Here is a 22,690-nt window from a genome sequence, read left to right on the forward strand (position 1 = left end):
GACGCCGGGGCCGGCGCCCCAGGCGCTTCCCACCCGGCACCGCGTACCCTGGAGGTATGACCGAGACTCCCCGCACGCGCGAGACGCGCCCCGCCACGGCACCCGCGTCGTCCCGTTCGGGGGCAGTCCGCTCGACCGGCACCCCGCAGGTGCGTCCTGCGACCGAGGGGTGGACGCAGCAGAAGGATGCCGAGGGGCGGCCGCTGCTGCAGTTCGCGAGCCCGAAGCGCGGCAAGCCGCCGGTGCATCTCGCCGACCTCACGCCCGCCGAGCGCGTCGAGAAGGTCAAGGAGCTCGGCCTGCCCGGCTTCCGTGCGAAGCAGCTCTCGACCCACTACTTCCGGCACTACACGTCGGATGCTGCGGAGATGACGGATCTTCCGGCCGACGCCCGGGAGCAGCTCGTCGCCGGCATGCTGCCGCCGCTGCTCACCGAGGTGCGCCGCCTGGAGACCGACCGCGGCGACACGATCAAGTTCCTCTGGCGTCTGCACGACGGCGCGCTGGTCGAGTCGGTGCTCATGCGCTACCCGGGCCGCATCACCCTGTGCGTCTCGTCGCAGGCCGGGTGCGGCATGAACTGCCCGTTCTGCGCCACCGGCCAGGCGGGCCTCACCCGCAACATGTCGACCGCCGAGATCATCGAGCAGATCGTCCGCGCCAACCGCCTGATCGCCGAGGGCGGTCTCGGCGGCAAGAAGGCCGACGACCACTCGATGGAGCGCGTGTCGAACATCGTCTTCATGGGCATGGGTGAGCCGCTCGCCAACTACAAGCGCGTGATGGACGCGGTGCGCTCGATGGTCGCGCCCCAGCCCGACGGCCTGGGCATGAGCGCGCGCGGCATCACGGTGTCGACGGTCGGACTCGTGCCGGCCATCAAGAAGCTCGCCGACGAGGGCATCCCCGTCACCTTCGCGCTGTCGCTGCACGCACCGGATGACCACCTGCGTGACGAGCTCATCCCGGTGAACTCCCGCTGGAAGGTCGACGAGGCGCTCGACGCCGCCTACGACTACTACGCCAAGACCGGCCGCCGTGTCTCGATCGAGTACGCGCTGATCAAGGACATGAACGACCACGCCTGGCGCGCCGACCTGCTCGCCGACAAGCTCAACGAGCGCGGCCGCGGCTGGGTGCACGTCAACCCGATCCCGCTGAACCCGACGCCCGGCTCGATCTGGACGTCGTCCGAGCCCTCGGTGCAGAACGAGTTCGTGCGCCGCCTCAACGACGCAGGCATCCCGACGACCCTCCGCGACACTCGCGGCAAGGAGATCGACGGTGCCTGCGGTCAGCTCGTCGCGACGACCGAAGACGAGGCTGCCTCCGCCGCCATGGCCTGAGGGCCGGTGCCGCGATCGCGAAGGCCGTCGCGGCGACCGAGAGTCTCGGCGCGCGACAGCCACGAATCGATGCGCGCGGGGCTCGCGTCCTTGACGCCCAGCATCCGCGTGGTGCGCACCGAGCGGATGCCGCAGAACCTCATCGTCCCGCGGGCGACGTGCGTCTGCGCCGGGAGCCCGGTGAAGGGCGTGAGGAACCACGGGGTGTCCGCCAGCAGGAACAGGCGTCCGTTCGCAGCCGTCAACAGGCCTTCGGGCATCCCGAGCTTCGAGTACCGGTACTCCTGCTGCGGCAGCAGCGCCCGATCGAAGAACCCCTTCAGCAGCGCGGGCACCGACCCCCACCAGAGCGGGGTGAACACCACGACCGTCCGCGCTTCGGCCAGTGCGCGCTTCGCGTCGATCAGGTCGGGCTCGAGCTGCATGCGCCGTCGGTAGCCGAAGCGCAGCGACGGATCGAAGTCGAGATCGCGCAGAGCGAGGACACGGGCGTCGCCATGCGCTGCGGCATAGCGTCGGGCCAGTTCTGCGGTGAGGGATCCGGCATCGGGGTGGCCGTCGATGATCAGTGCGGATGGCATGTGCGCTCCTATGTTGACAGTGTCAAGCAGTGGTGGACACTGTCAAGATAAGCAACAATGTTGCTTGTGTCAAGTTCCCGATCCGGCTATCACCACGGTGACCTCGCCCACGCCCTCGAGGCGGCGGCGATGCAGCTGCTCGCCGAGAAGCCCGCGGGGGAGATCAGCCTGCGCGAGGTCGCCCGCGCCGCCGACGTGAGCCATAACGCCCCGTACCACCACTTCTCCGACCGGCGCGGTCTGCTCAAGGTCCTCGCCGAGCGCAGCATGGCCGACCTGGTGGCCGCGGTGCGCGGCGGGATCGAGGAGGCGCCGGACTCCGCATCCGCCGTGATCGAAGGCGGTGCCGCGTACATCCGCTACGCGGTCGAGCATCCGCACGGCTTCGACGTGATCTACGACCCCACGGTGTGCATCCCCGGTGAGCCGAGCGAGACCATGGCCCCCCTGATCGATGAGCTCGAGCAGCTGCTGTCGGAGGCGTCAGTGGCCGCGGGCCTCGACGCACAGAGCGTCACCGGAGTGTGGGGCCTCGTGCACGGACTCGGAACGCTGTGCGCCGCCGGGCATTTCTCGCTCGACGACGCGCTCGCCGCGAGCGCCGATGCGCTCGTCCGCATGCTGCCGCGCTGACCCTGACGAGGCCCGCGGAGGCGGAAACACAGGGTTCGTGCACGTTTTCCACAGGCGACATTTCGTAGATTGTCGGAATGCCCTATTCCGCTCACCGCCCAGGACGGTTCGATTCGCAGGGTCGGATCATCCTCGACAGCGACCCGAACGCTGACACGGACGACCTCGACTTCCTGCGCGCGTACGAGCCCACGGGCGCCGATCTGCCGGAACCGCAGCAGGCACCCGAGGTGCCCGATGCACAGGAGCAGGAGCAGGATGCCACGGCATCCGCCCGTCCCGTGCGTGAGCCCAAGCCCCGGCGTCAGCCGCGCGAGCGCGCACCGCGCGTGCCGGGTTCGCGTCTGCGCAAGCTCGCCATCCTCGGCGGAGCCGAGGACGAGATCCTCGACCGCGTCCCCGGCGAGACCCCGCGCTTCGTGCAGATGTTCTTCGTGCTGGCCGGAACCGCACTGGTCTCGGCGATCTCCATGCTGTTCGCACTGACCACGGGCGTGCAGGCCGCGATCTGGCTGGCCGTGCCGCTGGCGGTCGTCTGGGCGCTCATCATCTTCAACCTCGATCGCTTCCTCACCTCGACCATGACGTCGACCCGCAACGTCTGGAAGCTCATCGGCCTCGCGATCCCACGTGTGATCATGGCCGCGATCATCGGCTTCGTCGTCGCCGAGCCGCTCGTGCTGCAGATCTTCCACAACGACATCGCGCGCGAGGTCGCCTCGACGAACATCACCCAGGCGCAGGCCGACCAGGATGCACTCGAGACCGGCCCCGAGAAGAAGGCGCTCGACGCCGCATCCGACCGCGTCGCCGAGCTCGAGAACCAGGCGGCGACCGGAATCGTCGCCGGCACCGACTCGTCGTCGGCGACCGAATCGGCCGCGCAGGCCACGGTCGACGACCTCACGGCCAAGATGACCGAGCAGCAGGCCGTGATCGACCAGGCCCGCGTCCTCTACCAGTGCGAGCTCACCGGCGAAGGTGCAGGCACGGTTCCCGGCTGCACCGGCGTGAACGGCGAGGGCGCGAGCTCGGATGCCGCCCAGGCCCAGCTCGCCGAGGCGCAGCAGACCTACGACGCGCTCGCCGCGCAGCTGCGCACCGCCAACGAAGAGCTGGCAGCCGCGGGCACCGCCGCGAAGGAGAACACCAGCACGTCGGAGTCGCAGAACCGTGAAGAGGCGCAGTCTCAGCTGCCCGCCGCGCGCGACAGCTATGACACCGCGCTCGCCGCGTACAACGCGCGCGCCGAATCGGTGGCGTCCGGCAACGCGGGCGCGATCGGTCTGCTCAGCCAGATCAGCGGTCTGAACAGGCTCAGCGAGAAGGAGCCGACGATCCTGTGGGCGCACATCCTCATCGCCGCACTGTTCTTCATGATCGAGCTGCTGCCCGTGCTCGTGAAGGTGCTCACCTCCTACGGCGACCCGTCGCTCTACGAGAAGGCCGTCGCGATCCGCAAGCAGGTCGCGCTCGACAAGGTGACCGCCGAGGGGTTCCGCGACCGCGCGGCGATCGTCACCGTGCAGTCGCAGGGGATCCAGGCGGATGCCGGATCAGGCGAGCCGCAGACCCGCGCCGAGCGCAAGGAGGCCGCCCAGGCCGCCGAAGCGCGTGACGCGGCGCAGGAGCGCGAGCTCGCCGAGAAGCGCGCCCAGGCGCAGACGCTCGCCGAGCAGGAGCAGCTGGTCGAACCGCGCGTCTGATCCGGGCCCGGCGTCTGCCACGGCCGGTAGCGTTATGGCATGGTCAACTATCGCTATCTCGGCAACAGCGGTCTCAAGGTCTCTGAGATCACCTACGGCAACTGGGTCACGCACGCTTCGCAGGTCGGCGACGACGCCGCCGTCAAGACGGTGCACGCGGCGCTCGACGCCGGCATCACCACATTCGACACCGCAGACACCTACGCGAACACCGCGGCAGAGGTCGTGCTCGGCAAGGCGCTCGAGGGTCAGCGCCGCGAGGGTCTCGAGATCTTCACGAAGGTCTACTTCCCGACCGGCCCCAAGGGTCCGAACGACACCGGGCTGAGCCGCAAGCACATCCTCGAATCGATCAACGGCTCGCTGACGCGACTCGGCACCGACTACGTCGACCTGTACCAGGCGCACCGCTTCGACTACGAGACCCCGCTGGAGGAGACGTTCCAGGCGTTCGCCGACGTCGTCCGCCAGGGCAAGGCCCTCTACATCGGCGTCTCGGAGTGGACGGCCGAGCAGCTGCGCGAGGGGCACGCCCTCGCGAAGCAGCTCGGCGTGCAGCTGATCTCGAACCAGCCGCAGTACTCGATGCTGCACCGTGTGATCGAGGGCAAGGTCGTGCCCGCATCAGAGGAGCTCGGCATCTCGCAGATCGTCTGGTCGCCGATGGCGCAGGGCGTGCTGTCGGGCAAGTACCTGCCGGGTCAGCCGGTTCCCGAGGGCTCCCGCGCGACGGATCCGCACAGCGGCTCCGACTTCATCAAGGGGTTCCTGCAGGACGACATCCTCACCGCCGTGCAGAAGCTCAAGCCGATCGCCGAGCAGGCCGGCCTGTCGATGCCGCAGCTCGCGATCGCCTGGGTGCTGCAGAACCCGAACGTCGCCGCAGCTCTCGTCGGAGCCTCGCGCCCCGAGCAGCTCGCCGAGACGGTCAAGGCCTCGGGCGTGACGCTCGACGCCGACACGCTCGCGGCGATCGACACCGCACTGGGCGACACGGTCAACCGCGATGCAGAGGCCACCTACTCGGTGTCGCCGAAGGCCCGCCTGGTCTGACGGATGCATGACGAAGGCCGCCGTCCCTGAGGGGCGGCGGCCTTCGTCATATCCGGACGCGCTTACTCCTTGACGGCGCCGGCGGTCAGGCCCTGCACGATCCAGCGGCTCGCGAGTGCGAACATCACCATGGTCGGCAGGATCGTCAGCACGGCTGCGGCGCTCATCGAGCCCCAGTCGATGTTGAACGTCGAGATGAACCCGTTCAGCGCCGACGGCACGGTGCGGTTCTCGTCGGTGTTCATCAGCACGACCGACAGGAACAGCTCGTTCCAGCAGTTGACGAAGTTGAAGATGAAGGCCGCGATGATGCCCGGGGTCATCACCGGCACGAGCACTCGGAACAGCGCGCCGAAGCGCGAGCATCCGTCGATCATCGCCGCCTCTTCGAGCGCGTCCGGCACGTTCTCGAAGAAACCGCGCAGCATGACCGTGGAGAACGGGATGCAGACCGCGATGTACACGAGGATCAGGCCGGGTTTGGTGTCGACGAGGCCCAGGTCGGTCATCATCGAGTACAGCGGGCCCAGCGCGATGAACGCGGGGATCATCTGCGTGAGCAGGAACGCCACCAGCACCGTCCCCTTGCCGCGGAACTCGAAGCGCGCGATCACATAGGCGCTGAGCAGAGCGATGAGCGTCGCGACCGCACCCGCGATCGTCGCCACCAGAGCCGAGTTGCCGAGGAAGACCCCGAACGAGCTCTGCTCGAACAGGCTCACGTAGTTGTCGAGCGACGGCTCGCTGGGCCAGTACTCGATCGGGAAGGAGTTGATCGTTCCCGGCGACTTGAACGACGTCAGCGCGATCCAGTACAGCGGGAAGAGCGTGATGACGAGCCAGAGGGCGAGACCGACGACGCGCACGACGCCGCCGACCGAGGCCTTGCGCTTCGGACGCGGTGCCTTCGCGATGTCGGGGACGGTGAGACGCCGGGTCTCGGTGACCGTGGTTCCGGTGATGGTCATCGCTGGACCCTCCGCATCGCCATGAGGTAGAACGCGCAGAACACGAACAGGAACGCGACGACGATGAGTCCGATGGCGCTCGCGATGCCGTAGTTGCCCTGCTGCGTGTAGTTGATCATCCACGTCGTGATGATGTGGGTCTGGTTCGCCGGCCCGCCGTTGGTCATCGCGTAGATGATGTCGGGGAAGTTGAAGATCCAGATGATGCGCAGCAGGATCGTCAGCAGCAACGTCATCGAGATGTACGGGATGATGATCGAGAACAGCTGACGCACCTTGCCTGCGCCGTCGAGGCTCGCGGCCTCGAGCATCTCGTCGGGCACGGACTGCAGAGCCGCGAGGATCATGATCGCGAAGAAGGTCACGCCGTACCAGATGTTGGCGACGATGACCGCGAACATCGCGAGCTTCGGATCCGCCAGCCAGGGCAGCGGGGCGTCGATCAGGCCGGCCTTCATGAGCAGGTCGTTCACGACGCCGAACTCGGCGTTGAACATCCAGCGGAACAGCATCCCGATCAGGAAGCCCGAGACGGCCCACGGGAAGAACACGAGCGCCTGGTAGAGCCCGCGGAAGCGGAAGCGCTTGCGCAGGGCGAGCGCGATCAGGAAGCCGATCACGAGCTGAGGCACAAGCGAGCCGACGACCCACAGGACGGAGTTCCAGGCGACGATCGGGAAGGCGGGGTCCTGGAAGACGGTGACGAAGTTGTCGAAACCCACCCACGGGGTGGAGGTGAGATCCCACAGGTTCCAGTCGTGGAAGGCCATGCGTGCGCCCTGCAGCATCGGCCAGTAGGTGAACCAGCACACGAACACGATCGCCGGGGCCATGAAGGCCAGCAGCGTCAGCGCGTGGCGGCCACGGAAGGGGCGGCGCCGGCGGGATGCCGGGGAGGCCCCGCCGGCGGTGCCGACGGAGCCCCCTTCGAGAGTGGTCCGGGTCACGGATCAGCCCTTTTCCGCAGCGTACTTCTCGGTCCAGAAGGTGTCCCACGACTCGAGCAGCTCGGTGGTCGACATGTTGCCGAGCAGCACGTTCTGCACGTCCTGGTCAGACTTCTGGATCCACTCGGTCCACCAGCTGACGCCGCGAGGCTGCTTGACGTTGACGTAGGTCTCGGGGTCCTCGGTCATCGTGACATAGCTCGTCCACGGGCCCGAGGAGTAGAACTCGTCATCGGCCGCCTCGGAGATGATCGGCACGAGGCTGTTGGCCTGCGCGAACTCGGTGGCCGGCTCGGCCGACGAGAGGAACTCGACGAGCTTGACCGCAGCATCCTGGTGCTCGCTGTTCTCCGCGACGCCCCAGCCGGCGACGGCCAGCGGCTGCGCGGCCTTGCCCGACGGCCCGACGAGCAGCGGGGCGGTGTCCCACTGATCCTCGGTCAGAGAGGAGTCCTGCACGGTCGCGATGACCTCGGGGTCCTGCAGCAGGAACGCCGTGGTGCCGTTGGTGAAACCGGCGACCATCTCGGGGTAGCCCCACGACACGGCGGACGGCGGCGACGCCTCCTTGAAGAGGTCGAAGTAGTCGTCGACGGCTTCCTGCGCCTCGGGAGCGGCGAAGATCGTCGACCCGTCCTCCATCAGGAAGGCGTCATCGACGTCGAGGCCGTCGATCGTGTAGGCCTCGATAGCCGCGACCACATTGCTGTTCGCGTTCTGGCCACCGCGGAACGCGTAGCCGTAGATGTTGTTCGCGGGGTCCTGGATGGCGCTGGCCTGCTCGAGCAGATCCTTCCAGCTGTGCGGCGGGCCGTCGAAGCCCGCCTCCTCGACGAGGTCGGTGCGATAGAAGAGCGACAGGCCGTAGAAGCCGTACGGCACGAAGTAGCTCTTGCCGTCTGCGGCCACGGACGCCGACTGCGCGTTGTCGGTGAGGGCATCCCAGCCGTCCCACTTCTCGAGGTCGGCCGAGATGTCGTGCAGCCAGCCGTTGTTCGCGAACGGTCCGACGGTGATGTCGCGGACCTCGAGGACGTCGACGCCCTTGCCCGACTGCAGCATCTGCTGGATCTTCGCGTCGGCCTGCTCGGTGGGCGGCGAGACGAGCTTGACCTTGATGTCGGGGTTCTCCTTCTCGAAGTCGTCGAGGAGTCCGCGCAGCAGGTCGGTGCGGGCAGGATTGGTCAGGCTCTCGACCATCTGCAGGGTGACGGTGCCGTCGGCGGACTCGCCGCCGCCTGCGGAACAGCCGGTGAGCGCGAGTGCGGCGACGGTGCCGATTCCCGCGGCGGTCGTCAAGATTCTGTTCTTCTTCACGAGGTGCCTCTCAGTTGGTGATGGTGGTGGGTCGGGTGGTGGGTGGAGGGGTGGGTCGGGTCAGGAGACGATGATGGAGTCGGCGGTGCGGATGCCGGCGCGGCGGAGGATCTGCGGGATGCAGCGCTCGACGAAGGCCTCGAAGTCGGACGCCTCTGTGTAAAGGTGCGCCGACAGGCGGAAGTAGCCGACGCCGCGGAAGCTGGTGAACGCGGTCTCGACGCCGGTCTCGTCGAGCAGGTCCATGCGCAGGGCATCGGCTTCTTCGCGCGTCGAGCCGAGTCCGAGCGGCAGTCGCACGAGTCGCATCGACGGCACGGGCGAGGGCAACGGAGTGAGGGGGTCTTCGTCGCCGTAGGGGCGCAGGCCCTCGGCGATGATCTCGGCCCCGGCATCCGCCATCTGCGCCATCGCCTGGCGGGCGTTGTGCCACCCGAACTCGGACTCGATGAACTCGATCGACGCCGGGGTGGCGAGATAGGTCGTCGCGTCGATCGTGCCCTGGGTGTCGAAGCGCTCGGGGTATGGCTCGTTCGCCGCCCACGAGTCGATGAGCGGCCACAGGTCGTCGCGGTCGGGGGCGTTCGTGACGAGCAGGGCGGAACCGCGCGGGGCGCAGGGCCACTTGTGCAGGTTGCCGAACCACCAGTCGCCGCCGGCGACCGCGGCGGCATCGGCGACGAGACCGGGAGCATGAGCGCCGTCGACGAGGGTGCGGATGCCCCGTTCCGCCGCGAGCTCGGCGATGCGCCGGGTCGGCAGCATCCGCGCGGTCGGCGAGGTGATCTGGTCGACCACGATCAGGCGGGTGGCCGGAGTGAGTGCGTCGGCGAAGCGCTGCACGACCTCGTCGTCGGAGGCGAGCAGCGGCAGCTCGACGGCGCGGACGGATGCTCCGAAGCGGCGGGCCAGGCGCTGCGCGCCCATGGTGATCGCTCCGTAGCCCTGGTCGGTGACGAGGATCTCGTCGCCGCGCTCGAGGTGCAGGGCGTTGTAGACGACGGTCGCGGCGGCGGAGGCGTTCGGGACGAAGACGCTGTCTTCGGCATGGGCGCCGAGGAACGGAGCCGTGCGCTCGCGAGCGTCGCGCACCCGTTCGGCGATGCGGGGGAACCACTCGACCGGGCTGAGGTCGGCACGACGTCGCAGGGCATCCTGCTGCTCGACGACGGCCGTGGGGACCGCGCCGAACGAGCCGTGGTTCAGGTGGATCACGTCGGGATCGAGCGGCCACGCATCACGGGCTCGGATGCCGGAGTTCAGCGTGAGCGGTGCGGGGAAGAGTGGTGCGGGCATCGGTCCTCGTCGGTGCAGTGGGGGAGTTGTTGCACAACTTTGCCACAGAGCTTTCGAAATGGCTACGAAAAGGCGAGGATGAAACATAGTTGTCATACGAATTTGACGAAGGGTCTGCGTCCGACAGACTCAGCAAGGGGATCGGGCGGTGTCAGGAGGATGACGATGAGCGCACTGGACACAGCGTTGCACGGGCTGCGCGCGCTGATCGCGGACGGCGAGCTGCGTCCCGGCGACCGTCTGCCGAGCGAGGGTGAGCTGTGCGAGACGCTCGGCGTCTCACGCGGATCGCTGCGCGAAGCCATCCGCATGCTGGCCGCCCTCGGTGTGCTCGAGACCCGGCACGGCTCGGGCAGCTACGTCAGCGAGCTGCGCGCCGCCGACCTGATCGGCAGCCTCTCTCTCACGGTCGGACTCCTGCCCATGGCCGGGGTGCTCGAACTGACGGAGCTTCGCCGGGTGCTCGAGCCCCACGCGGCTGCGCTCGCCGCGGCCCGCATCGACGCCGCCACGATCGAGACGCTCAGCGGCGTGCTCGATGAGATCGAGGCGAGCGACGACTTCGAGGACCACTCCCGCCTCGACCACGCCTTCCACATGACGATCTCGGAGGTCGCCGGCAACGACGCGCTCACGAGCCTGATCGACGTGCTGCGCTCTCGCTCGCGGGCCTATCGGATCCCGGATGCCGGCGACGCCGCCGAACTCAAGCTCCACTCGGATGCCGGGCACCGGGCGATCCTCCGCGGACTCGCTGCGGCGGACCCGGTCGCGGCGTCGGCTGCGGCATCCGCCCACGTGGCTCAGACCGAGTACTGGGTGCGCCGGTACACCGATACGGATATGCGCGCCGAAGGATCGTCCGTCGAGTCGCCCTGAGTGACCACGATCGCCCTCTCATTTCTCCCGTTCTGCACAGTTCGCCTCGGTCTGCACAGGCGTGCGGTCGCCCCGTGGGCCGTGCGGGACGCTGTGTGCGTATCGGGCGGAGGGGACGCCGCGGTCAGGCGAGGGTGATGTCGACCTGGATCTCCGTGGCGATGCGCTCGAGGTCGCGACGCAGGGCATCGATGTCGACCGACGACGGAACCCGCGCGATCACGGAGGCCTCGAACAGACGGCCGCCGGCCATCGCGGCATCCCGGGTCTCGGTCGCGAGCTCCTCGATGCTGAGTTCGTGCGCGTTCAGCACGTTCGAGACCTCGCGGACGATGCCGGATCGGTCGTTGCCCAGCACCCGGATCTCGAGTCGCTGCTCGTCCTCCGCGTCGTCATCAGGCGTTCCGGTGAGGACGGCGAGCGTCAGGAGCCCCTGTCCCTGAAGTCCGCGGAGCGCCGTCTGCAGCTCGTCGGAACGGTCGGCGGCGACCGAGACCTCGATCACTCCGGCGAAGGTGCCCGCGAGCTCGGCCAGCGAGCTGTTCTCCCAGTTTCCGCCGTGGGCATCGACGACATCGGCGACGGCTGCGACGAGTCCGGGGCGATCGGCACCCGCGACAGTGAGGATGAGAGTAGTCATGCGGCCAGCGTAGCCGGAGCGCCTCGGCCCGCGACGTGCCGTGACTCCGGAGAATGTGGCGGCTCGAACCCGAGGAAGCGTGTTCTCCCGGGTGACCTGCCCGGATCTCCGGAGTCATGGAAGCGGAACGAGGGTCAGTCGACCCAGACCCCGGTCTCGAGGAAGTGATCGAGGCGGGTGCGATGCGGGTCGAGGTCCCAGCCCTGCTCGGCGACCCACTCATCGTTGAAGTACGTGCCGGCATAGCGGATGCCGCTGTCGCAGATGAGCGTGACGATGCTGCCGGTCTCGCCCGCCGCGCGCATGCGCGCGATCAGCTGGAATGCGCCGTACAGGTTGGTGCCGGTCGAACCTCCGGCCCAGTGCAGGGTGCGCTCGCGCAGCATCCGGATCGCGGCGATCGACCCCGCGTCGGGAACGCGGATCATCTCGTCGATCACACTGGGCACGAACGAGGCCTCGACGCGCGGACGGCCGATGCCCTCGATGCGACTGGGGCGTCCGGCCGGCGCGGCGACGGTGCCCGCCCATCCGTCGTAGAACGCCGAACCCTCGGGGTCGACGACCGCGATCTGCGTCTCGTGGCGGCGGTACTTCACGTACCGGCCGAAGGTGGCGCTCGTGCCGCCGGTGCCTGCGCCCACGACGATCCAGCGGGGGATCGGGTGGCGTTCCTGCGACAGCTGGCTGAACACGCTCTCGGCGATGTTGTTGTTGCCGCGCCAGTCGGTCGCCCGCTCGGCGAACGTGAACTGGTCGAGGTAGTGGCCATGGCATTCGGAGGCCAGGCGCTGAGCCTCAGGAGACATGTCCTCGGCACGGTCGACGAAGTGACAGCGTCCGCCGTAGAACTCGATGAGGTCGATCTTCTCCTGGCTGGTCGAGCGCGGTACGACGGTGACGAAGGGCAGCCCCAGCATCCGCGCGAAGTACGCCTCGGAGACGGCCGTCGATCCGCTGGAGGACTCGACGAGAGTGGAGTCCTCGGTGATGCGTCCGTTGACGAGTCCGTACAGGATCAGCGAGCGCGCGAGACGGTGCTTGAGCGACCCGGTCGGATGCACCGACTCGTCTTTCAGGTACAGGTCGATGCCCCACTCGGGTGGCAGCGGGAAGAGGTGCAGATGGGTGTCGGCGCTGCGGTTGGCGTCGGCTTCCAGCAGGGCGATCGCGGTGCTGGTCCAGTCGCTCATGCTTCGAGCGTAACGCTCCTCTAGCGGGGCGTGTAGCCGCCCTCGCCCGTCTCGCCGTCGTACGTGAAGACCTCGTCCTCGAGGGTGATCTGGATGTCGTCGCCGAGGGGCTGCTCGGCGAGCAGACGCTCCTCGAGCATCGTCATGCGCTCCTCGTACTCCTGCGCCTGCGCATCGTCGACACCCCAGATGGTGGCGACCTTCATGTCGGTGAGGAAGTAGAGGAAGGCGGAGACGGCCGTGCGGTTGAACTCGGTGTCGGGGATGCTCTGCCAGAGCGCGCCGCTGTCGCGCAGGCGCTTGTACTCGTCGATCTTCGCCTGGAGCGCGTCGGCGATGGCGGAGGCGTCGGCGTCGGCGTCGCCCGAGCCGTCGGAGTCCGGGTCGCCCTGCGGTGCCTCGGAAGGCGCTGCGGGCTCTTCCGTGACGCTCGTGGCCGGAGGCGCGGTCGCCGGTTCGGTGCGCGAGCTCAGCAGCAGGCTCACGGCCACCGCGATGCCCACGACGACGATCAGCACGAACGCCGCGACCGCTGCGATGACGATGCCGACGGTCCGTCCTGAACGCGGAGGAGGAGGCGCGGACGGGGAAGCATATGCGGCGCCGTAGGGAGGCGACGGCTGCCCCGGGGGCGGCGGCGGGTACGCGGCCATCTGCGGATGCTGCCCCGGCTGGGGGGCAGAGGCGTACGGCGGCAGCGGCGGGGCGGGCGGCCCGGGCATCCCGCCCAGCGGCGGGGCCAGCGGGACGGAGGATCCGAGCTGTCCCGGCGCCGCGGCAGGCGGCGGAGGGATGACCGGGTCGGAGTCGGATGCCGGTGGATGCGCGTCGTCGACCATCGTGTCTTCCCCCCGATCGCATCGCCCCGTGCGATGCGTGCTCTCGTTCCAGGCTAGTCCGCGACCCGTGCTCGGCCGACCCACCTGTGAGTGGATGCCGCGTGCGGATGCGGCTAGCGGACGGTGCCGGCGCGCGAGGTGCTGCCGTCGCCGTCGACGTGCAGCAGCGACGCCTGCGACTGCTCCTGCTGCAGCTGGAACTCGAAGCGCGAGCGGTCGCCGCGGTGGTGCGCCACGAAGTACTCGATCGGCGTGCCGTCGGAGGAACGGCTCACGCTGCGCAGTCGCAGCAGGGCGGAGCCGGCGCTCACCCCCAGATGCTGCGCCTGCTCGTGGGTCGCGACGGTGGCCTCGGCCGAGCGGACGCCGCTGGTCGCCACGATGTCGTGATCGGCGAGCAGGCGGTACAGGGACCGCTCCGAGAGGTCGACGCCGAGCGTGACTCCGCCGACGGCATCCGGCATCCAGGTGGTCGAGAGCGACCAGGGTTCGCCGTCGACGTGACGCAGACGGTCGAGCACCACGACCGGTGCGCCAGGGTCGACCTCGAGTGCCGCCGCGATCTCGTCGTCGGCGAGAGTCTGCTCGTGGCGCAGGACGTCGCTGTGCACGTGCCCGCCGCGGCGCTCGACGTCGTCGTAGAGGCCGATCAGCGTGTGCACCAGGCTCTCGCTCGTGCGGGGACGCGACACGAACGTGCCCTTGCCCTTGACGCGTTCGACGAGCCCCTCGTGCTCGAGCTGGGCCAACGCCTGGCGCACCACGGTGCGCGAGATGCCGTACCGCTCGCAGAGGCGGTGCTCGCCGGGCAGCGGGTCGCCGGGCTGCAGGCCGTCTCGCGAGATGCCGTCGACGATCAGCTGACGCAGCTGGTCGTACATGGGCGCGGCGGAGTGGCGGTCGATCGTGTCGTTCATATCAGTACGCCACTCCCGCGTGCAGGATCACGTTCGCGTAGGGGGTGAACTCTCCCGAGCGCACGAACGCGCGCGCCGAGTGGGTCAGCTTCTTGAAGTCGACGTGCGGGATGAGCTCGATCTCGAAGTCCTGGTCGGCGAAGCGCTCGCGCAGCGCGGCCAGCACCTCGGGGCTCTTCTCGGCGACCTCGGCCGACACCGTCGCTCCCTCCACGACGAGCTCGGCCAGCACGGTGTCGAGCACGTCGAAGAAGGCCGGAGCGCCGGGACGATAGGCGAGGTCGATGCGCTCGGATCCGGGCGGGATGGGCAGGCCGGCATCGGTGACCACCAGCAGATCGGTGTGGCCGGTCTCGCTGATCACGCGCGAGAGTGCGGGGTTGATGGTCGTCGCTGTCTTGCGCATGATGTCTCCTCGGGGATGTCAGTGGGCTTCTCGGGCGGCCAGGAAGGCGTCGACCTCGGCCCGCAGCGGCAGGCTGGGCGAGGCGCCCTGCTCCGTGACGGCGAGGGCTCCGGCGGCGGTCGCCAGGCGTACGGCATCCGTCAGCCCCCAGCCGTTGGCGAGGGCGGCGCCGAGATACCCGGCGTAGGCGTCACCGGCCGCGGTGGTGTCGACGGCCTCGACAGGGAAGGGCGGGATGACGGATGCTCCCGCTGCGGTCACGACGCACGAGCCCTGACCCGCGAGCGTGATCACGGCGGCGCCGACGCCCCGGTCGAGGAACCAGCGTCCGGCGATCTCCGCCGACGCGGCATCCGTCACCTCGACGCCGCTGAGCACCGAGGCCTCGGTCTCGTTCGGGGTGACGATGTCGATGCTCGCCCACACGGCGTCATCCAGCGGAGCGGCGGGGGCGGGGTCGAGGATGACGGTCATGCCGTGCTCGCGTCCTCGTGACGTGATGTGCGCGGTGAGCGCCGAGGGCGTCTCGAGCTGGGTGAGCAGCACCGACGTGGTCGGCGCGAGGGCTTCGAGCGCCGCGTCGATCTGCTCGGTGCTGAGCGCGGCGTTGGCCAGAGGCACCATGACGATGTCGTTCTGCGCCGAGGCGTCGACGCGGATGTGCGCGATGCCCGTCGGCCCCGGCACCGTGCGGAGATGCGTGAGGTCGACTCCGGCCTCGCTCAGCCCGTCGACGACGAGGTCGTGGAAGAGGTCGTCTCCCACGCATCCGACGAAGCTCGTGCGGGCCCCCGATCGTCCCGCGGCGACCGCCTGATTCGCGCCCTTGCCGCCGAGCATCAGGGTGAACTCGTCGCCGAGGATGGTCTCTCCGCGGGCGGGGAGCCTGGTCGAGAAGGTCGTCACGTCTGCGGTCACGCTGCCGACGATGACGACGCCGGTGCGATCGGGCGAGGTGGCGGCTGTCATGGCACTCCTGATCGTCGTCGATGCGGGGTGCTTTGACATCCTCCGCGGCTGTCATTACATTAGCCGAATCCGAACCTGTAACGACAGGTTGTGCTCAAGGAGACCCGATGACCGCGCTGGCCCCCCGTCTCTATGTCGATAGCGCGGACGTCGATCGCGTCGCCTCCCTCCTCACCGCGGGCGTCGTGCACGGCGTGACGACCAACCCCACGATCCTCGAGCGTGGTGGCCGCACCGCCGCGGAGATCCCCGACCTCTACGCCCGCTGGTCGGACGAGGGCGCCCGCGAGATCTTCTTCCAGACGTGGGGCGGCGACACCGCATCCTTCCTCCGCAACGCCGAGGGCATCCGTGCGCTGGGCGATCGCGTGGCCGTGAAGGTGCCGGCGACCCGCGACGGCTTCGCGGCGGCATCCGCTCTGGTGAGCGACGGCGCGACCGTGCTCGTCACCGCCGTCTACTCGGTCGCACAGGCGTTGGCATGCGCCTCGATCGGGGCACAGTACATCGCCCCCTACCTCGGACGGATGCGGGATGCCGGCATTGACGGGGATGCGGTGATCGCCCGCATGCAGGAGGTGTGCGCGGGCAGCGACTCGAACGTGCTCGCGGCCAGCCTGCGATCACCCGACGACATCACCGGTCTGCGTCTCGCGGGGGTGCCGTACTTCACGGCGGCACCCGACGTGATCGAGCAGGTGCTGTTCCACGAGGTCAGCGACAGCTCTGCCGCCGAGTTCGACGCGGCGATGGGGCGGCTCGGGGCCTGAGTCGCGATTCGGCGAGTGGGCCAGCGTCGGCCAGACGCGCCAGATTCGGCCCGACGTCACGGATACGGCCGAGCGAAGCGCATCTGGCCGAACGTGCCGGTCTGGGCCCGGACGACGAAAGCGTGCAGGGAAGGCTTGAGGGACGCGTGGCCGAGAAAGGCGTCGCTGCGTCAGGCGGATGCCGCCTGGCGCAGCCACCGCTCGACGCCGGCGATGTGCGCCGTGGCGAGCGAGGTGGCGAGACCCGAATCGCGCCGGGCGATGGCGTCGGCGATCGCCCGGTGCTCCGAGAGGGTGCGCTCGACCGCTCCGCCCTCGGTGAGACCACGCCACACGCGGGCGCGCACGGTCTGACTGCTCAGGTGCTCGATGAGGCTGGCGAGATAGGCGTTGCCGGCCATGCCGACGATCTCACGGTGGAAGCGGATATCGTGCTCGACGAGCTCTTCGATGCTGACCGTCGGATCGATGGAGGCGACCTCGCTCTCGAGGCCGGCGATCGCGTCGTCGCTGCCGAGGGTGGCCGCGAGGCCGGTCGCCTGCGACTCCAGCATCCGTCGCACCGCGAAGATCTCGAGCATCGAGTCGTCGTCGTGCATGTCGACCACGAACGAGATCGCCTCGAGCAGCAGGTGGGGCTCCAGGCTCGTGACATAGGTGCCGTCACCGCGGCGCACGTCGAGCACCCGGATCACCTCGAGCGCCTTCACGGCCTCGCGCATCGAGTTGCGTGACAGGCCGAGCCGCTCGGACAGCTCCTTCTCGGGAGGGAGGCGATCGCCGGGTGCGAGTTCGCCCGACACGATCATCGCCTTGATCTTCTCGATCGCGTCGTCAGTCACTGCCATGGCGTCATCCTAGCCATTCATCGGATGTCTGCGGCAGGATGGGGGCATGCGCGTACTCGATTCGCACCTGCACCTCTGGGACCCCGAGCTTCTGCACTACACGTGGCTCGAGGGTCCGCTCGCCTGGCTGTTCGGTGCGACCGAGATCGAGCACGCCCGCATCGCCCGCGCGACGACCGAGCGCGCGGTGTTCGTGCAGGCCGAGACCGTCGAAGACGACTTCCTCGAAGAGGTGCGGTGGGTGGCCGGGCTCGCGTCGCGGGTCGGGGTGGTCGGCATCGTCGCGGGCGCGCGTCTGGATCGCGGCACCGACACCACGGCGCACCTCGAAGGACTCGCCGCCGAGCCGCTCGTGGTCGGCGTGCGGCACAACCTGCAGGGCGAACCCGACGGACTGGCGGTCTCGGCCGACTTCGTCACCGGGGCGCGCGAGGTCGCGGCGCGCGGCTGGGCCTTCGACGCCTGCGTGCGCGCCGCCCAGCTGCCCGAGGTGGCCCGACTCGCGGGGGCGGTGCCCGAGCTGCGGATGGTGCTCGATCACCTCGGCAAGCCCGAGGTCGGCACGGCGAAGGCCCCGGTGGCGCCGACCATGGAATGGGTGCGCGATCTCGACGACCTGGCACGGCATCCGAACGTGTGGTGCAAGCTCTCGGGGCTGCCCGGAGAGGCCGGAGGCGACTGGTCGGCAGAGCAGCTGCATCCGTTCCTCGACGCCGCGGCCGATGCGTTCGGCGTCGAGCGGCTGATGTGGGGCAGTGACTGGCCGGTCTCGGTCATCGGACCCCCGGAGAAGGGCGACCCGTACGCGAACGTCGACGGATCGCCCATGTACCAGCCGACGGCTCGGATCAGATGGGCGGATGCGGTGATCGCCTGGGCCGAGCGCCGCGGGCACGACGTCGACGCGATCATGTGGACGAACGCCGAGGAGTTCTACCGGATCGGCGAGCGGCCGACGCATGAGGACTCTCGGGAGGAGCGGCCGCGCCGCGGCATCCTGGGTTGGCTGCGCGGCGGTCGCTCGTAGCGCCCACTGTCCGGGGCCGGGACCAGGACAGTGGGCGACGCGGCGGTCAGCCCCCGACGGGACGTAGCCGCAGCTGAGCCATGCCGCCGTCGACCTCGATGAACGTGCCCGTGGTCGAGCCCGCGGCGGGGCTCACCAGGTAGGCGACCGCCGCGGCGACCTCGTCGGGTGAGACCAGGCGGCCATGCGGCTGGCGGGCCTCGAGGGCGGCGCGCTCGGCGGCCGGGTCGTCGGCCGAGTCGAGCAGCCGGCCGACCCACGGGGTGTCGGCGGTGCCGGGGTTGACGGCGTTGACGCGGATGCCCTCGCGCAGGTGATCGGCGGCCATGGCACGGGTCAGGGCCGAGACGGCGCCCTTCGACGCGCTGTAGAGCGCGCGCTGGGGAAGGCCGGTGGTCGAGGCGATGGATGCCGTGTTGCAGACCGCCGCGCTCGGCGACTCCTTGAGCCACGGCAACGCCGCCGACGTGACGCGGGCGATGCCCGTGACGTTGATCGAGAGCACACGCGCCCACTCGTCGTCGTCGTTGGCGCTGATGTCTCCCTGGGCGCCGACCCCGGCGTTGTTCACGACGATGTCGATGCGCCCGAACCTCTCGGCGACGGCGGCCACGGCGGCATCCACCGATGCACGGTCCGACACGTCGGCCGTGAAAGCGGCGAAGGCGGCATCCGCTCCTGAGGTGTCGCGGTCGAGCACCGCGATCTGCGCGCCGTCGGCGTGCAGGCGGGCGGCGATGGCCGCTCCGATCCCGGATGCTCCGCCGGTCACGATCGCGACGAGTCCGTCGAGTGCGCTGCTCATTTCTGTGCCTCCCATGCCACGAACTCCTGGCGCTGATGCCCGAGTCCTTCGATCTCGATCTCGACCACGTCGCCCGCCGTCAGATACGGGAACTTGCCCCCGAAGGCCACGCCCTGGGGAGTGCCCGTGAGGATCAGGTCGCCCGGCTCGAGCGTGACGTACTGCGACAGGTGGTGCACGATCACGCGCACGTCGAAGATCATGTCGTCGGTGTTCGAATCCTGACGCGCTTCGCCGTTCACCCAGCTGCGCAGCCGCAGGTCGTCGACGTCGACCTCGTCGGGTGTCACCAGCCAGGGGCCGGTCGGGTTGAAACCGGGGGCGATCTTGCCCTTCGACCACTGCCCGCCCGAGACCTCCATCTGGAAGGCGCGCTCCGAGACGTCGTTCGCCACCACGTAGCCGGCGATGTGGGCGTCGGCGTCGTCGGGCGAATCGAGGTAGGCGGCGCGGGCGCCGATCACGATGCCGAGCTCGACCTCCCAGTCGGTCTTCTCGCTGCCGCGGGGGATCGTGACCGCATCGTTCGGGCCGACCACCGTGTTCGGCGTCTTCAGGAACATGATCGGGACGGTCGGCGGCTCGGAGCCGGACTCGCGGGCGTGCGCCGCGTAGTTCTGGCCGATGCAGATGACGGCGCTCGGGCGCGCGATCGGCGCGCCGATGCGCATCGCCGCGGTATCCCCGAGAACCGGCAGTTCGTCGGCGGCGCGGGCCGCGGCGACGCGAGCCCGGAAATCACCGGCGAGGAAATCACCGTTCACATCGGATGTCACAGAGCGCAGATCGAGGTAGCGGTCGCCTTCGACGAGGACGGGGATCTCGGCGCCGGGGGTGCCTAGCCGTGCGAACTTCATGTCTCTCCTGCTCAGTGAGGTGTCCGTGGGTGACGAGGCGCGTCAGTGCGGCCCGTCTCGTTGACAGTATAGACATCCGATGTTTACACTCCAAGAGATCTGCACGGATATCCGTCCCGTGCACGAGAGGAACCCGTGAGCCGCATCGTCGCCCTCGACACGACCGACATCCGCTTCCCGACATCGCTGAGTCTGGACGGATCGGATGCCATGAATCCCGACCCCGACTACTCGGCGGCATACGTGATCGTGCGCACCGATGCCGAGGACGGCATCGACGGCCACGCGTTCGTCTTCACGATCGGGCGCGGCAACGATGTGCAGGTCGCCGCGATCGACGCGCTCGCCGGGCACCTCGTCGGTCGCGAGATCGAGCCGTTGCTCGACGACATGGGCACGACGTTCCGCGACATCATCGGCGACTCGCAGCTGCGCTGGCTCGGCCCCGAGAAGGGCGTCATGCACATGGCCATCGGCGCGGTCATCAACGCGCTGTGGGACATCAAGGCCAAGCGGGCCGGGCTGCCGCTGTGGCAGCTGCTCGCGCGGATGACGCCCGAGGAGCTCGTGGGCCTCGTCGACTTCCGCTACCTCACCAATGCGCTGACGCCCGAGGACGCCCTCGAGATCCTGCGCGCCGCCGAGCCGGGACGCCTCGAGCGCGAACGAGAACTGCTCGCCACCGGATACCCCGGCTACACGACCAGCCCCGGATGGCTCGGATACTCCGACGAGAAGCTCGAGCGGCTCGCCCGCGAGGCGATGGCCGACGGCTTCACCCAGATCAAGCTCAAGGTCGGCGCCGACCTCGACGACGACATCCGCCGTTTCCGCAAGGCCCGCGAGGTGTGCGGACCGGACTTCCCCATCGCGATCGACGCCAACCAGCGGTGGGAGGTGTCGGAGGCGATCGAATGGATAGGCGCGCTCGCTGAGTTCCACCCCGCCTGGATCGAAGAGCCCACGAGCCCCGACGACGTGCTCGGTCACGCCGAGATCGCCAGGGGGGTGGCACCCATCCGCGTCGCCACCGGCGAGCACGCGCAGAACCGCGTCATCTTCAAGCAGCTGCTGCAGGCCGAGGCGATCTCGGTCATGCAGATCGACGCCGTGCGCGTCGCGGGCGTCAACGAGAACATCGCCAACCTGCTGCTGGCCGCGAAGTTCGGTGTGCCGGTCTGCCCGCATGCCGGTGGCGTCGGGCTGTGCGAAGCCGTGCAGCACCTCTCGATGTTCGACTTCGTCGCCGTCACCGGCACCCGCGAAGGGCGGATGATCGAGTTCGTCGACCACCTGCACGAGCACTTCGAGATCCCCACCGACATCCAGGGCGGGTCGTACATGGCGCCCACGGCGCCCGGATCCGGCATGGAGATGAAGGCCGAGAGCATCGCCGCGTACACGTGGACGGGGCAGCATGTCGGAGTCTGATGCTCTGGCGGTTCCGCCCCTCGGATACGGGGCCGCGAACGTCGGCAACCTCTTCCGCGCGCTGAGCGATGACGAGGCGTGGGCGGTGCTCGATGCGGCGTGGGACAGCGGCATCCGCTACTTCGACACCGCTCCGCATTACGGGCTCGGGCTCTCGGAGCGTCGTCTCGGGGCGTTCCTCCAGACCAAACCGCGCGACGAGTACGTGCTGTCGACCAAGGTCGGGCGCCTGCTGCGACCGAACCCCGACCACGACGGCGGCCTCGACACAGCGAACGACTTCCATGTTCCCGACGATCTGCAGCGTGTGTGGGACTTCTCGGCTGAGGGGATGCGCACCAGCCTCGATGAGTCCCGCGAACGTCTCGGGATCGAGCGCATCGACCTGCTCTACCTGCACGACCCCGAGCGGCATGACCTGGATCTCGCGCTCGCCGAGGCGCTCCCGGCACTCGAGCAGCTGCGTCGCGACGGCGAGGTGACTGCCGTCGGCATCGGCTCGATGGTGTCGGATGCGCTCGCCGCCTCCGTGCGGTCGGCCGACCTCGACCTGGTCATGGTCGCGGGCAGATACACGCTGCTCGAACAGCCGGCGGCGGCCGAGGTGCTGCCGGCGTGCCGAGAGACCGAGACAGGCATCGTCGCGGCATCCGTCTTCAACTCCGGGCTGCTGGCATCGAACGAACCTCGCCGCGACGGGCGATACGAGTACGGGCAGCTTCCCGACGAGCTGTGGGAACGGCTGCTGCGCATCGCACGGGTGTGCGCCGAGCACGACGTGCCGCTGCCCGCCGCCGCGATCCAGTTCCCGCTGCAGTCAGACGTGGTGCGCTCGGTGGTGGTCGGAGGAAGCCGGCCAGGGCAGCTGACGCAGAATGCCGAGTATGCGGCGCTCGAGATTCCTGGCGCGCTGTGGAACGAGCTCGCCGCAGAGGGGCTGATCCCGGGCTGAGCCGGACGGCGCGCGTTCACAATTCAGCACAGGTCTGCGCTGGTGGGCGGTCTGGGGCTTCGGTGGCGGCATCAGTGCGGGTTCGTGCTGAATTGTGAACCGGGCCCGCGCCATAACTCTGGATAGTCGGGGCGGAATGGCGGGCTGAGACGCCCTGGCGTGAGTTCGACGTGCGCTTCTCCGGAGTTGTGGAAGCCGGACGGCGCGCGTTCACAATTCAGCACAGGTCTGCGCTTGTGGGCGGTCTGGGGCTTCGGCGGCGGCATCAGTGCGGGTTCGTGCTGAATTGTGAACCGGGCCTGCGCCATAA

Annotated in this window: 23 protein-coding genes; 9 read left to right on the forward strand and 14 right to left on the reverse strand. The window is 69.0% G+C overall.

What is annotated here, in order from left to right; translation table 11 throughout:
• Positions 1-56 precede the first annotated feature (56 nt).
• Entirely contained in the window at positions 57-1,346 is a 1,290-nt protein-coding gene (gene rlmN, locus BEP68_RS16865; RefSeq protein ID WP_187250647.1) for a 23S rRNA (adenine(2503)-C(2))-methyltransferase RlmN, read from the forward strand.
• Here rlmN and BEP68_RS16870 read toward each other — a convergent pair.
• Complete coding sequence (locus tag BEP68_RS16870; RefSeq protein ID WP_187250648.1) at positions 1,295-1,927, reverse strand: NAD(P)H-dependent oxidoreductase; 633 nt, start codon at positions 1,925-1,927, stop codon at positions 1,295-1,297. The genes rlmN and BEP68_RS16870 overlap by 52 nt on opposite strands.
• A gap of 66 nt (positions 1,928-1,993) precedes the next feature.
• Here BEP68_RS16870 and BEP68_RS16875 point away from each other — a divergent pair, with 66 nt between their 5' ends.
• The 3 genes from BEP68_RS16875 (at position 1,994) to BEP68_RS16885 (ending at position 5,319) form a co-directional block, all read left to right on the forward strand.
• A complete protein-coding gene (locus BEP68_RS16875; protein ID WP_187250649.1) occupies positions 1,994-2,560 on the forward strand; it encodes a TetR/AcrR family transcriptional regulator in 567 nt (188 codons plus the stop codon).
• 77 nt (positions 2,561-2,637) lie between these two features.
• Positions 2,638-4,266 (forward strand): DUF4407 domain-containing protein, encoded by a 1,629-nt coding sequence (locus BEP68_RS16880; RefSeq protein ID WP_187250650.1) that lies wholly within the window; start codon positions 2,638-2,640, stop codon positions 4,264-4,266.
• 39 nt (positions 4,267-4,305) lie between these two features.
• The gene (locus BEP68_RS16885) at positions 4,306-5,319 is read left to right on the forward strand and encodes an aldo/keto reductase family protein (RefSeq protein WP_053097972.1); all 1,014 of its coding nucleotides are present in this window, start codon (positions 4,306-4,308) and stop codon (positions 5,317-5,319) included.
• 62 nt (positions 5,320-5,381) lie between these two features.
• Here BEP68_RS16885 and BEP68_RS16890 read toward each other — a convergent pair whose 3' ends face one another.
• From BEP68_RS16890 to BEP68_RS16905, 4 genes are read right to left on the reverse strand one after another with little or no spacing between them, the layout of a single operon-like run.
• The gene (locus BEP68_RS16890; protein WP_222839501.1) at positions 5,382-6,287 is read right to left on the reverse strand and encodes a carbohydrate ABC transporter permease; all 906 of its coding nucleotides are present in this window, start codon (positions 6,285-6,287) and stop codon (positions 5,382-5,384) included.
• Positions 6,284-7,234: a carbohydrate ABC transporter permease gene (locus tag BEP68_RS16895; RefSeq protein WP_053097971.1), complete on the reverse strand. Its 951-nt coding sequence runs from the start codon at positions 7,232-7,234 to the stop codon at positions 6,284-6,286. The genes BEP68_RS16890 and BEP68_RS16895 overlap by 4 nt, the downstream gene beginning before the upstream one ends.
• A 3-nt stretch (positions 7,235-7,237) precedes the next feature.
• Positions 7,238-8,551 (reverse strand): ABC transporter substrate-binding protein, encoded by a 1,314-nt coding sequence (locus BEP68_RS16900; RefSeq protein WP_053097970.1) that lies wholly within the window; start codon positions 8,549-8,551, stop codon positions 7,238-7,240.
• A 60-nt stretch (positions 8,552-8,611) separates the two neighbouring features.
• Entirely contained in the window at positions 8,612-9,847 is a 1,236-nt protein-coding gene (locus BEP68_RS16905; RefSeq protein WP_053097969.1) for an aminotransferase class V-fold PLP-dependent enzyme, read from the reverse strand.
• 165 nt (positions 9,848-10,012) lie between these two features.
• Here BEP68_RS16905 and BEP68_RS16910 point away from each other — a divergent pair, with 165 nt between their 5' ends.
• Positions 10,013-10,726, forward strand: coding sequence for a FadR/GntR family transcriptional regulator (locus tag BEP68_RS16910; protein ID WP_187250651.1), 714 nt, complete (start codon positions 10,013-10,015; stop codon positions 10,724-10,726).
• A 124-nt stretch (positions 10,727-10,850) separates the two neighbouring features.
• Here BEP68_RS16910 and BEP68_RS16915 read toward each other — a convergent pair whose 3' ends face one another.
• From BEP68_RS16915 to BEP68_RS16940, 6 genes are all read right to left on the reverse strand, one after another.
• A complete protein-coding gene (locus BEP68_RS16915) occupies positions 10,851-11,366 on the reverse strand; it encodes a glycine cleavage system protein R (RefSeq protein WP_053097968.1) in 516 nt (171 codons plus the stop codon).
• Between the two features lie 134 nt (positions 11,367-11,500).
• On the reverse strand, positions 11,501-12,559 hold the full coding sequence (locus BEP68_RS16920) for a PLP-dependent cysteine synthase family protein (RefSeq protein ID WP_187250652.1): 1,059 nt from the start codon (positions 12,557-12,559) through the stop codon (positions 11,501-11,503).
• Between the two features lie 20 nt (positions 12,560-12,579).
• The gene (locus tag BEP68_RS16925; RefSeq protein ID WP_187250653.1) at positions 12,580-13,398 is read right to left on the reverse strand and encodes a hypothetical protein; all 819 of its coding nucleotides are present in this window, start codon (positions 13,396-13,398) and stop codon (positions 12,580-12,582) included.
• Positions 13,399-13,511: 113 nt separating this feature from the next.
• Complete coding sequence (locus tag BEP68_RS16930) at positions 13,512-14,315, reverse strand: GntR family transcriptional regulator (RefSeq protein ID WP_053097965.1); 804 nt, start codon at positions 14,313-14,315, stop codon at positions 13,512-13,514.
• Between the two features lies 1 nt (position 14,316).
• A complete protein-coding gene (rbsD, locus tag BEP68_RS16935) occupies positions 14,317-14,721 on the reverse strand; it encodes a D-ribose pyranase (RefSeq protein WP_053097964.1) in 405 nt (134 codons plus the stop codon).
• Positions 14,722-14,739: 18 nt separating this feature from the next.
• Positions 14,740-15,690: a ribokinase gene (locus BEP68_RS16940; RefSeq protein WP_187250654.1), complete on the reverse strand. Its 951-nt coding sequence runs from the start codon at positions 15,688-15,690 to the stop codon at positions 14,740-14,742.
• Positions 15,691-15,797: 107 nt separating this feature from the next.
• On the opposite strand from BEP68_RS16940, the gene BEP68_RS16945 reads away from it, so the two are divergent.
• Positions 15,798-16,460 carry a transaldolase family protein gene (locus tag BEP68_RS16945; RefSeq protein WP_187250655.1) on the forward strand — a complete coding sequence of 221 codons (663 nt, stop codon included), beginning with the start codon at positions 15,798-15,800 and terminating at the stop codon, positions 16,458-16,460.
• A 170-nt stretch (positions 16,461-16,630) separates the two neighbouring features.
• Here the strand turns inward: BEP68_RS16945 and BEP68_RS16950 are convergent, their stop codons facing one another.
• Entirely contained in the window at positions 16,631-17,308 is a 678-nt protein-coding gene (locus BEP68_RS16950; RefSeq protein WP_053097960.1) for a FadR/GntR family transcriptional regulator, read from the reverse strand.
• Between the two features lie 46 nt (positions 17,309-17,354).
• Here BEP68_RS16950 and BEP68_RS16955 point away from each other — a divergent pair, with 46 nt between their 5' ends.
• Positions 17,355-18,335 (forward strand): amidohydrolase family protein, encoded by a 981-nt coding sequence (locus BEP68_RS16955; RefSeq protein ID WP_187250656.1) that lies wholly within the window; start codon positions 17,355-17,357, stop codon positions 18,333-18,335.
• Between the two features lie 46 nt (positions 18,336-18,381).
• On the opposite strand, the gene BEP68_RS16960 is transcribed toward BEP68_RS16955, so the two are convergent.
• Together BEP68_RS16960 and BEP68_RS16965 are read right to left on the reverse strand one after the other, a co-directional pair.
• Positions 18,382-19,140 carry an SDR family NAD(P)-dependent oxidoreductase gene (locus BEP68_RS16960; protein ID WP_056280518.1) on the reverse strand — a complete coding sequence of 253 codons (759 nt, stop codon included), beginning with the start codon at positions 19,138-19,140 and terminating at the stop codon, positions 18,382-18,384.
• A complete protein-coding gene (locus tag BEP68_RS16965) occupies positions 19,137-19,997 on the reverse strand; it encodes a fumarylacetoacetate hydrolase family protein (protein WP_187250657.1) in 861 nt (286 codons plus the stop codon). The genes BEP68_RS16960 and BEP68_RS16965 overlap by 4 nt, the downstream gene beginning before the upstream one ends.
• A 135-nt stretch (positions 19,998-20,132) precedes the next feature.
• Here BEP68_RS16965 and BEP68_RS16970 point away from each other — a divergent pair, with 135 nt between their 5' ends.
• Together BEP68_RS16970 and BEP68_RS16975 are read left to right on the forward strand one after the other, a co-directional pair.
• On the forward strand, positions 20,133-21,428 hold the full coding sequence (locus tag BEP68_RS16970; protein WP_187250658.1) for an L-fuconate dehydratase: 1,296 nt from the start codon (positions 20,133-20,135) through the stop codon (positions 21,426-21,428).
• Positions 21,415-22,380: an aldo/keto reductase gene (locus BEP68_RS16975; RefSeq protein WP_187250659.1), complete on the forward strand. Its 966-nt coding sequence runs from the start codon at positions 21,415-21,417 to the stop codon at positions 22,378-22,380. Before BEP68_RS16970 ends, BEP68_RS16975 begins: the two co-directional genes overlap by 14 nt.
• Positions 22,381-22,690 lie beyond the last annotated feature (310 nt).

Source organism: Microbacterium sp. 4-7 (genome assembly GCF_014332665.1).
Lineage (GTDB): Bacteria > Actinomycetota > Actinomycetes > Actinomycetales > Microbacteriaceae > Microbacterium.

Coding starts and splice junctions, on each gene's coding strand:
- rlmN (WP_187250647.1), top strand. CDS start 57: ATGACCGAGACTCCCCGCACGCGCGAGACGCGCCCCGCCACGGCACCC.
- BEP68_RS16870 (WP_187250648.1), bottom strand. CDS start 1,927: ATGCCATCCGCACTGATCATCGACGGCCACCCCGATGCCGGATCCCTC.
- BEP68_RS16880 (WP_187250650.1), top strand. CDS start 2,638: ATGCCCTATTCCGCTCACCGCCCAGGACGGTTCGATTCGCAGGGTCGG.
- BEP68_RS16885 (WP_053097972.1), top strand. CDS start 4,306: ATGGTCAACTATCGCTATCTCGGCAACAGCGGTCTCAAGGTCTCTGAG.
- BEP68_RS16890 (WP_222839501.1), bottom strand. CDS start 6,287: ATGACCATCACCGGAACCACGGTCACCGAGACCCGGCGTCTCACCGTC.
- BEP68_RS16905 (WP_053097969.1), bottom strand. CDS start 9,847: ATGCCCGCACCACTCTTCCCCGCACCGCTCACGCTGAACTCCGGCATC.
- BEP68_RS16910 (WP_187250651.1), top strand. CDS start 10,013: ATGAGCGCACTGGACACAGCGTTGCACGGGCTGCGCGCGCTGATCGCG.
- BEP68_RS16915 (WP_053097968.1), bottom strand. CDS start 11,366: ATGACTACTCTCATCCTCACTGTCGCGGGTGCCGATCGCCCCGGACTC.
- BEP68_RS16920 (WP_187250652.1), bottom strand. CDS start 12,559: ATGAGCGACTGGACCAGCACCGCGATCGCCCTGCTGGAAGCCGACGCC.
- BEP68_RS16925 (WP_187250653.1), bottom strand. CDS start 13,398: ATGGTCGACGACGCGCATCCACCGGCATCCGACTCCGACCCGGTCATC.
- BEP68_RS16930 (WP_053097965.1), bottom strand. CDS start 14,315: ATGAACGACACGATCGACCGCCACTCCGCCGCGCCCATGTACGACCAG.
- rbsD (WP_053097964.1), bottom strand. CDS start 14,721: ATGCGCAAGACAGCGACGACCATCAACCCCGCACTCTCGCGCGTGATC.
- BEP68_RS16940 (WP_187250654.1), bottom strand. CDS start 15,690: ATGACAGCCGCCACCTCGCCCGATCGCACCGGCGTCGTCATCGTCGGC.
- BEP68_RS16945 (WP_187250655.1), top strand. CDS start 15,798: ATGACCGCGCTGGCCCCCCGTCTCTATGTCGATAGCGCGGACGTCGAT.
- BEP68_RS16950 (WP_053097960.1), bottom strand. CDS start 17,308: ATGGCAGTGACTGACGACGCGATCGAGAAGATCAAGGCGATGATCGTG.
- BEP68_RS16955 (WP_187250656.1), top strand. CDS start 17,355: ATGCGCGTACTCGATTCGCACCTGCACCTCTGGGACCCCGAGCTTCTG.
- BEP68_RS16960 (WP_056280518.1), bottom strand. CDS start 19,140: ATGAGCAGCGCACTCGACGGACTCGTCGCGATCGTGACCGGCGGAGCA.
- BEP68_RS16965 (WP_187250657.1), bottom strand. CDS start 19,997: ATGAAGTTCGCACGGCTAGGCACCCCCGGCGCCGAGATCCCCGTCCTC.
- BEP68_RS16975 (WP_187250659.1), top strand. CDS start 21,415: ATGTCGGAGTCTGATGCTCTGGCGGTTCCGCCCCTCGGATACGGGGCC.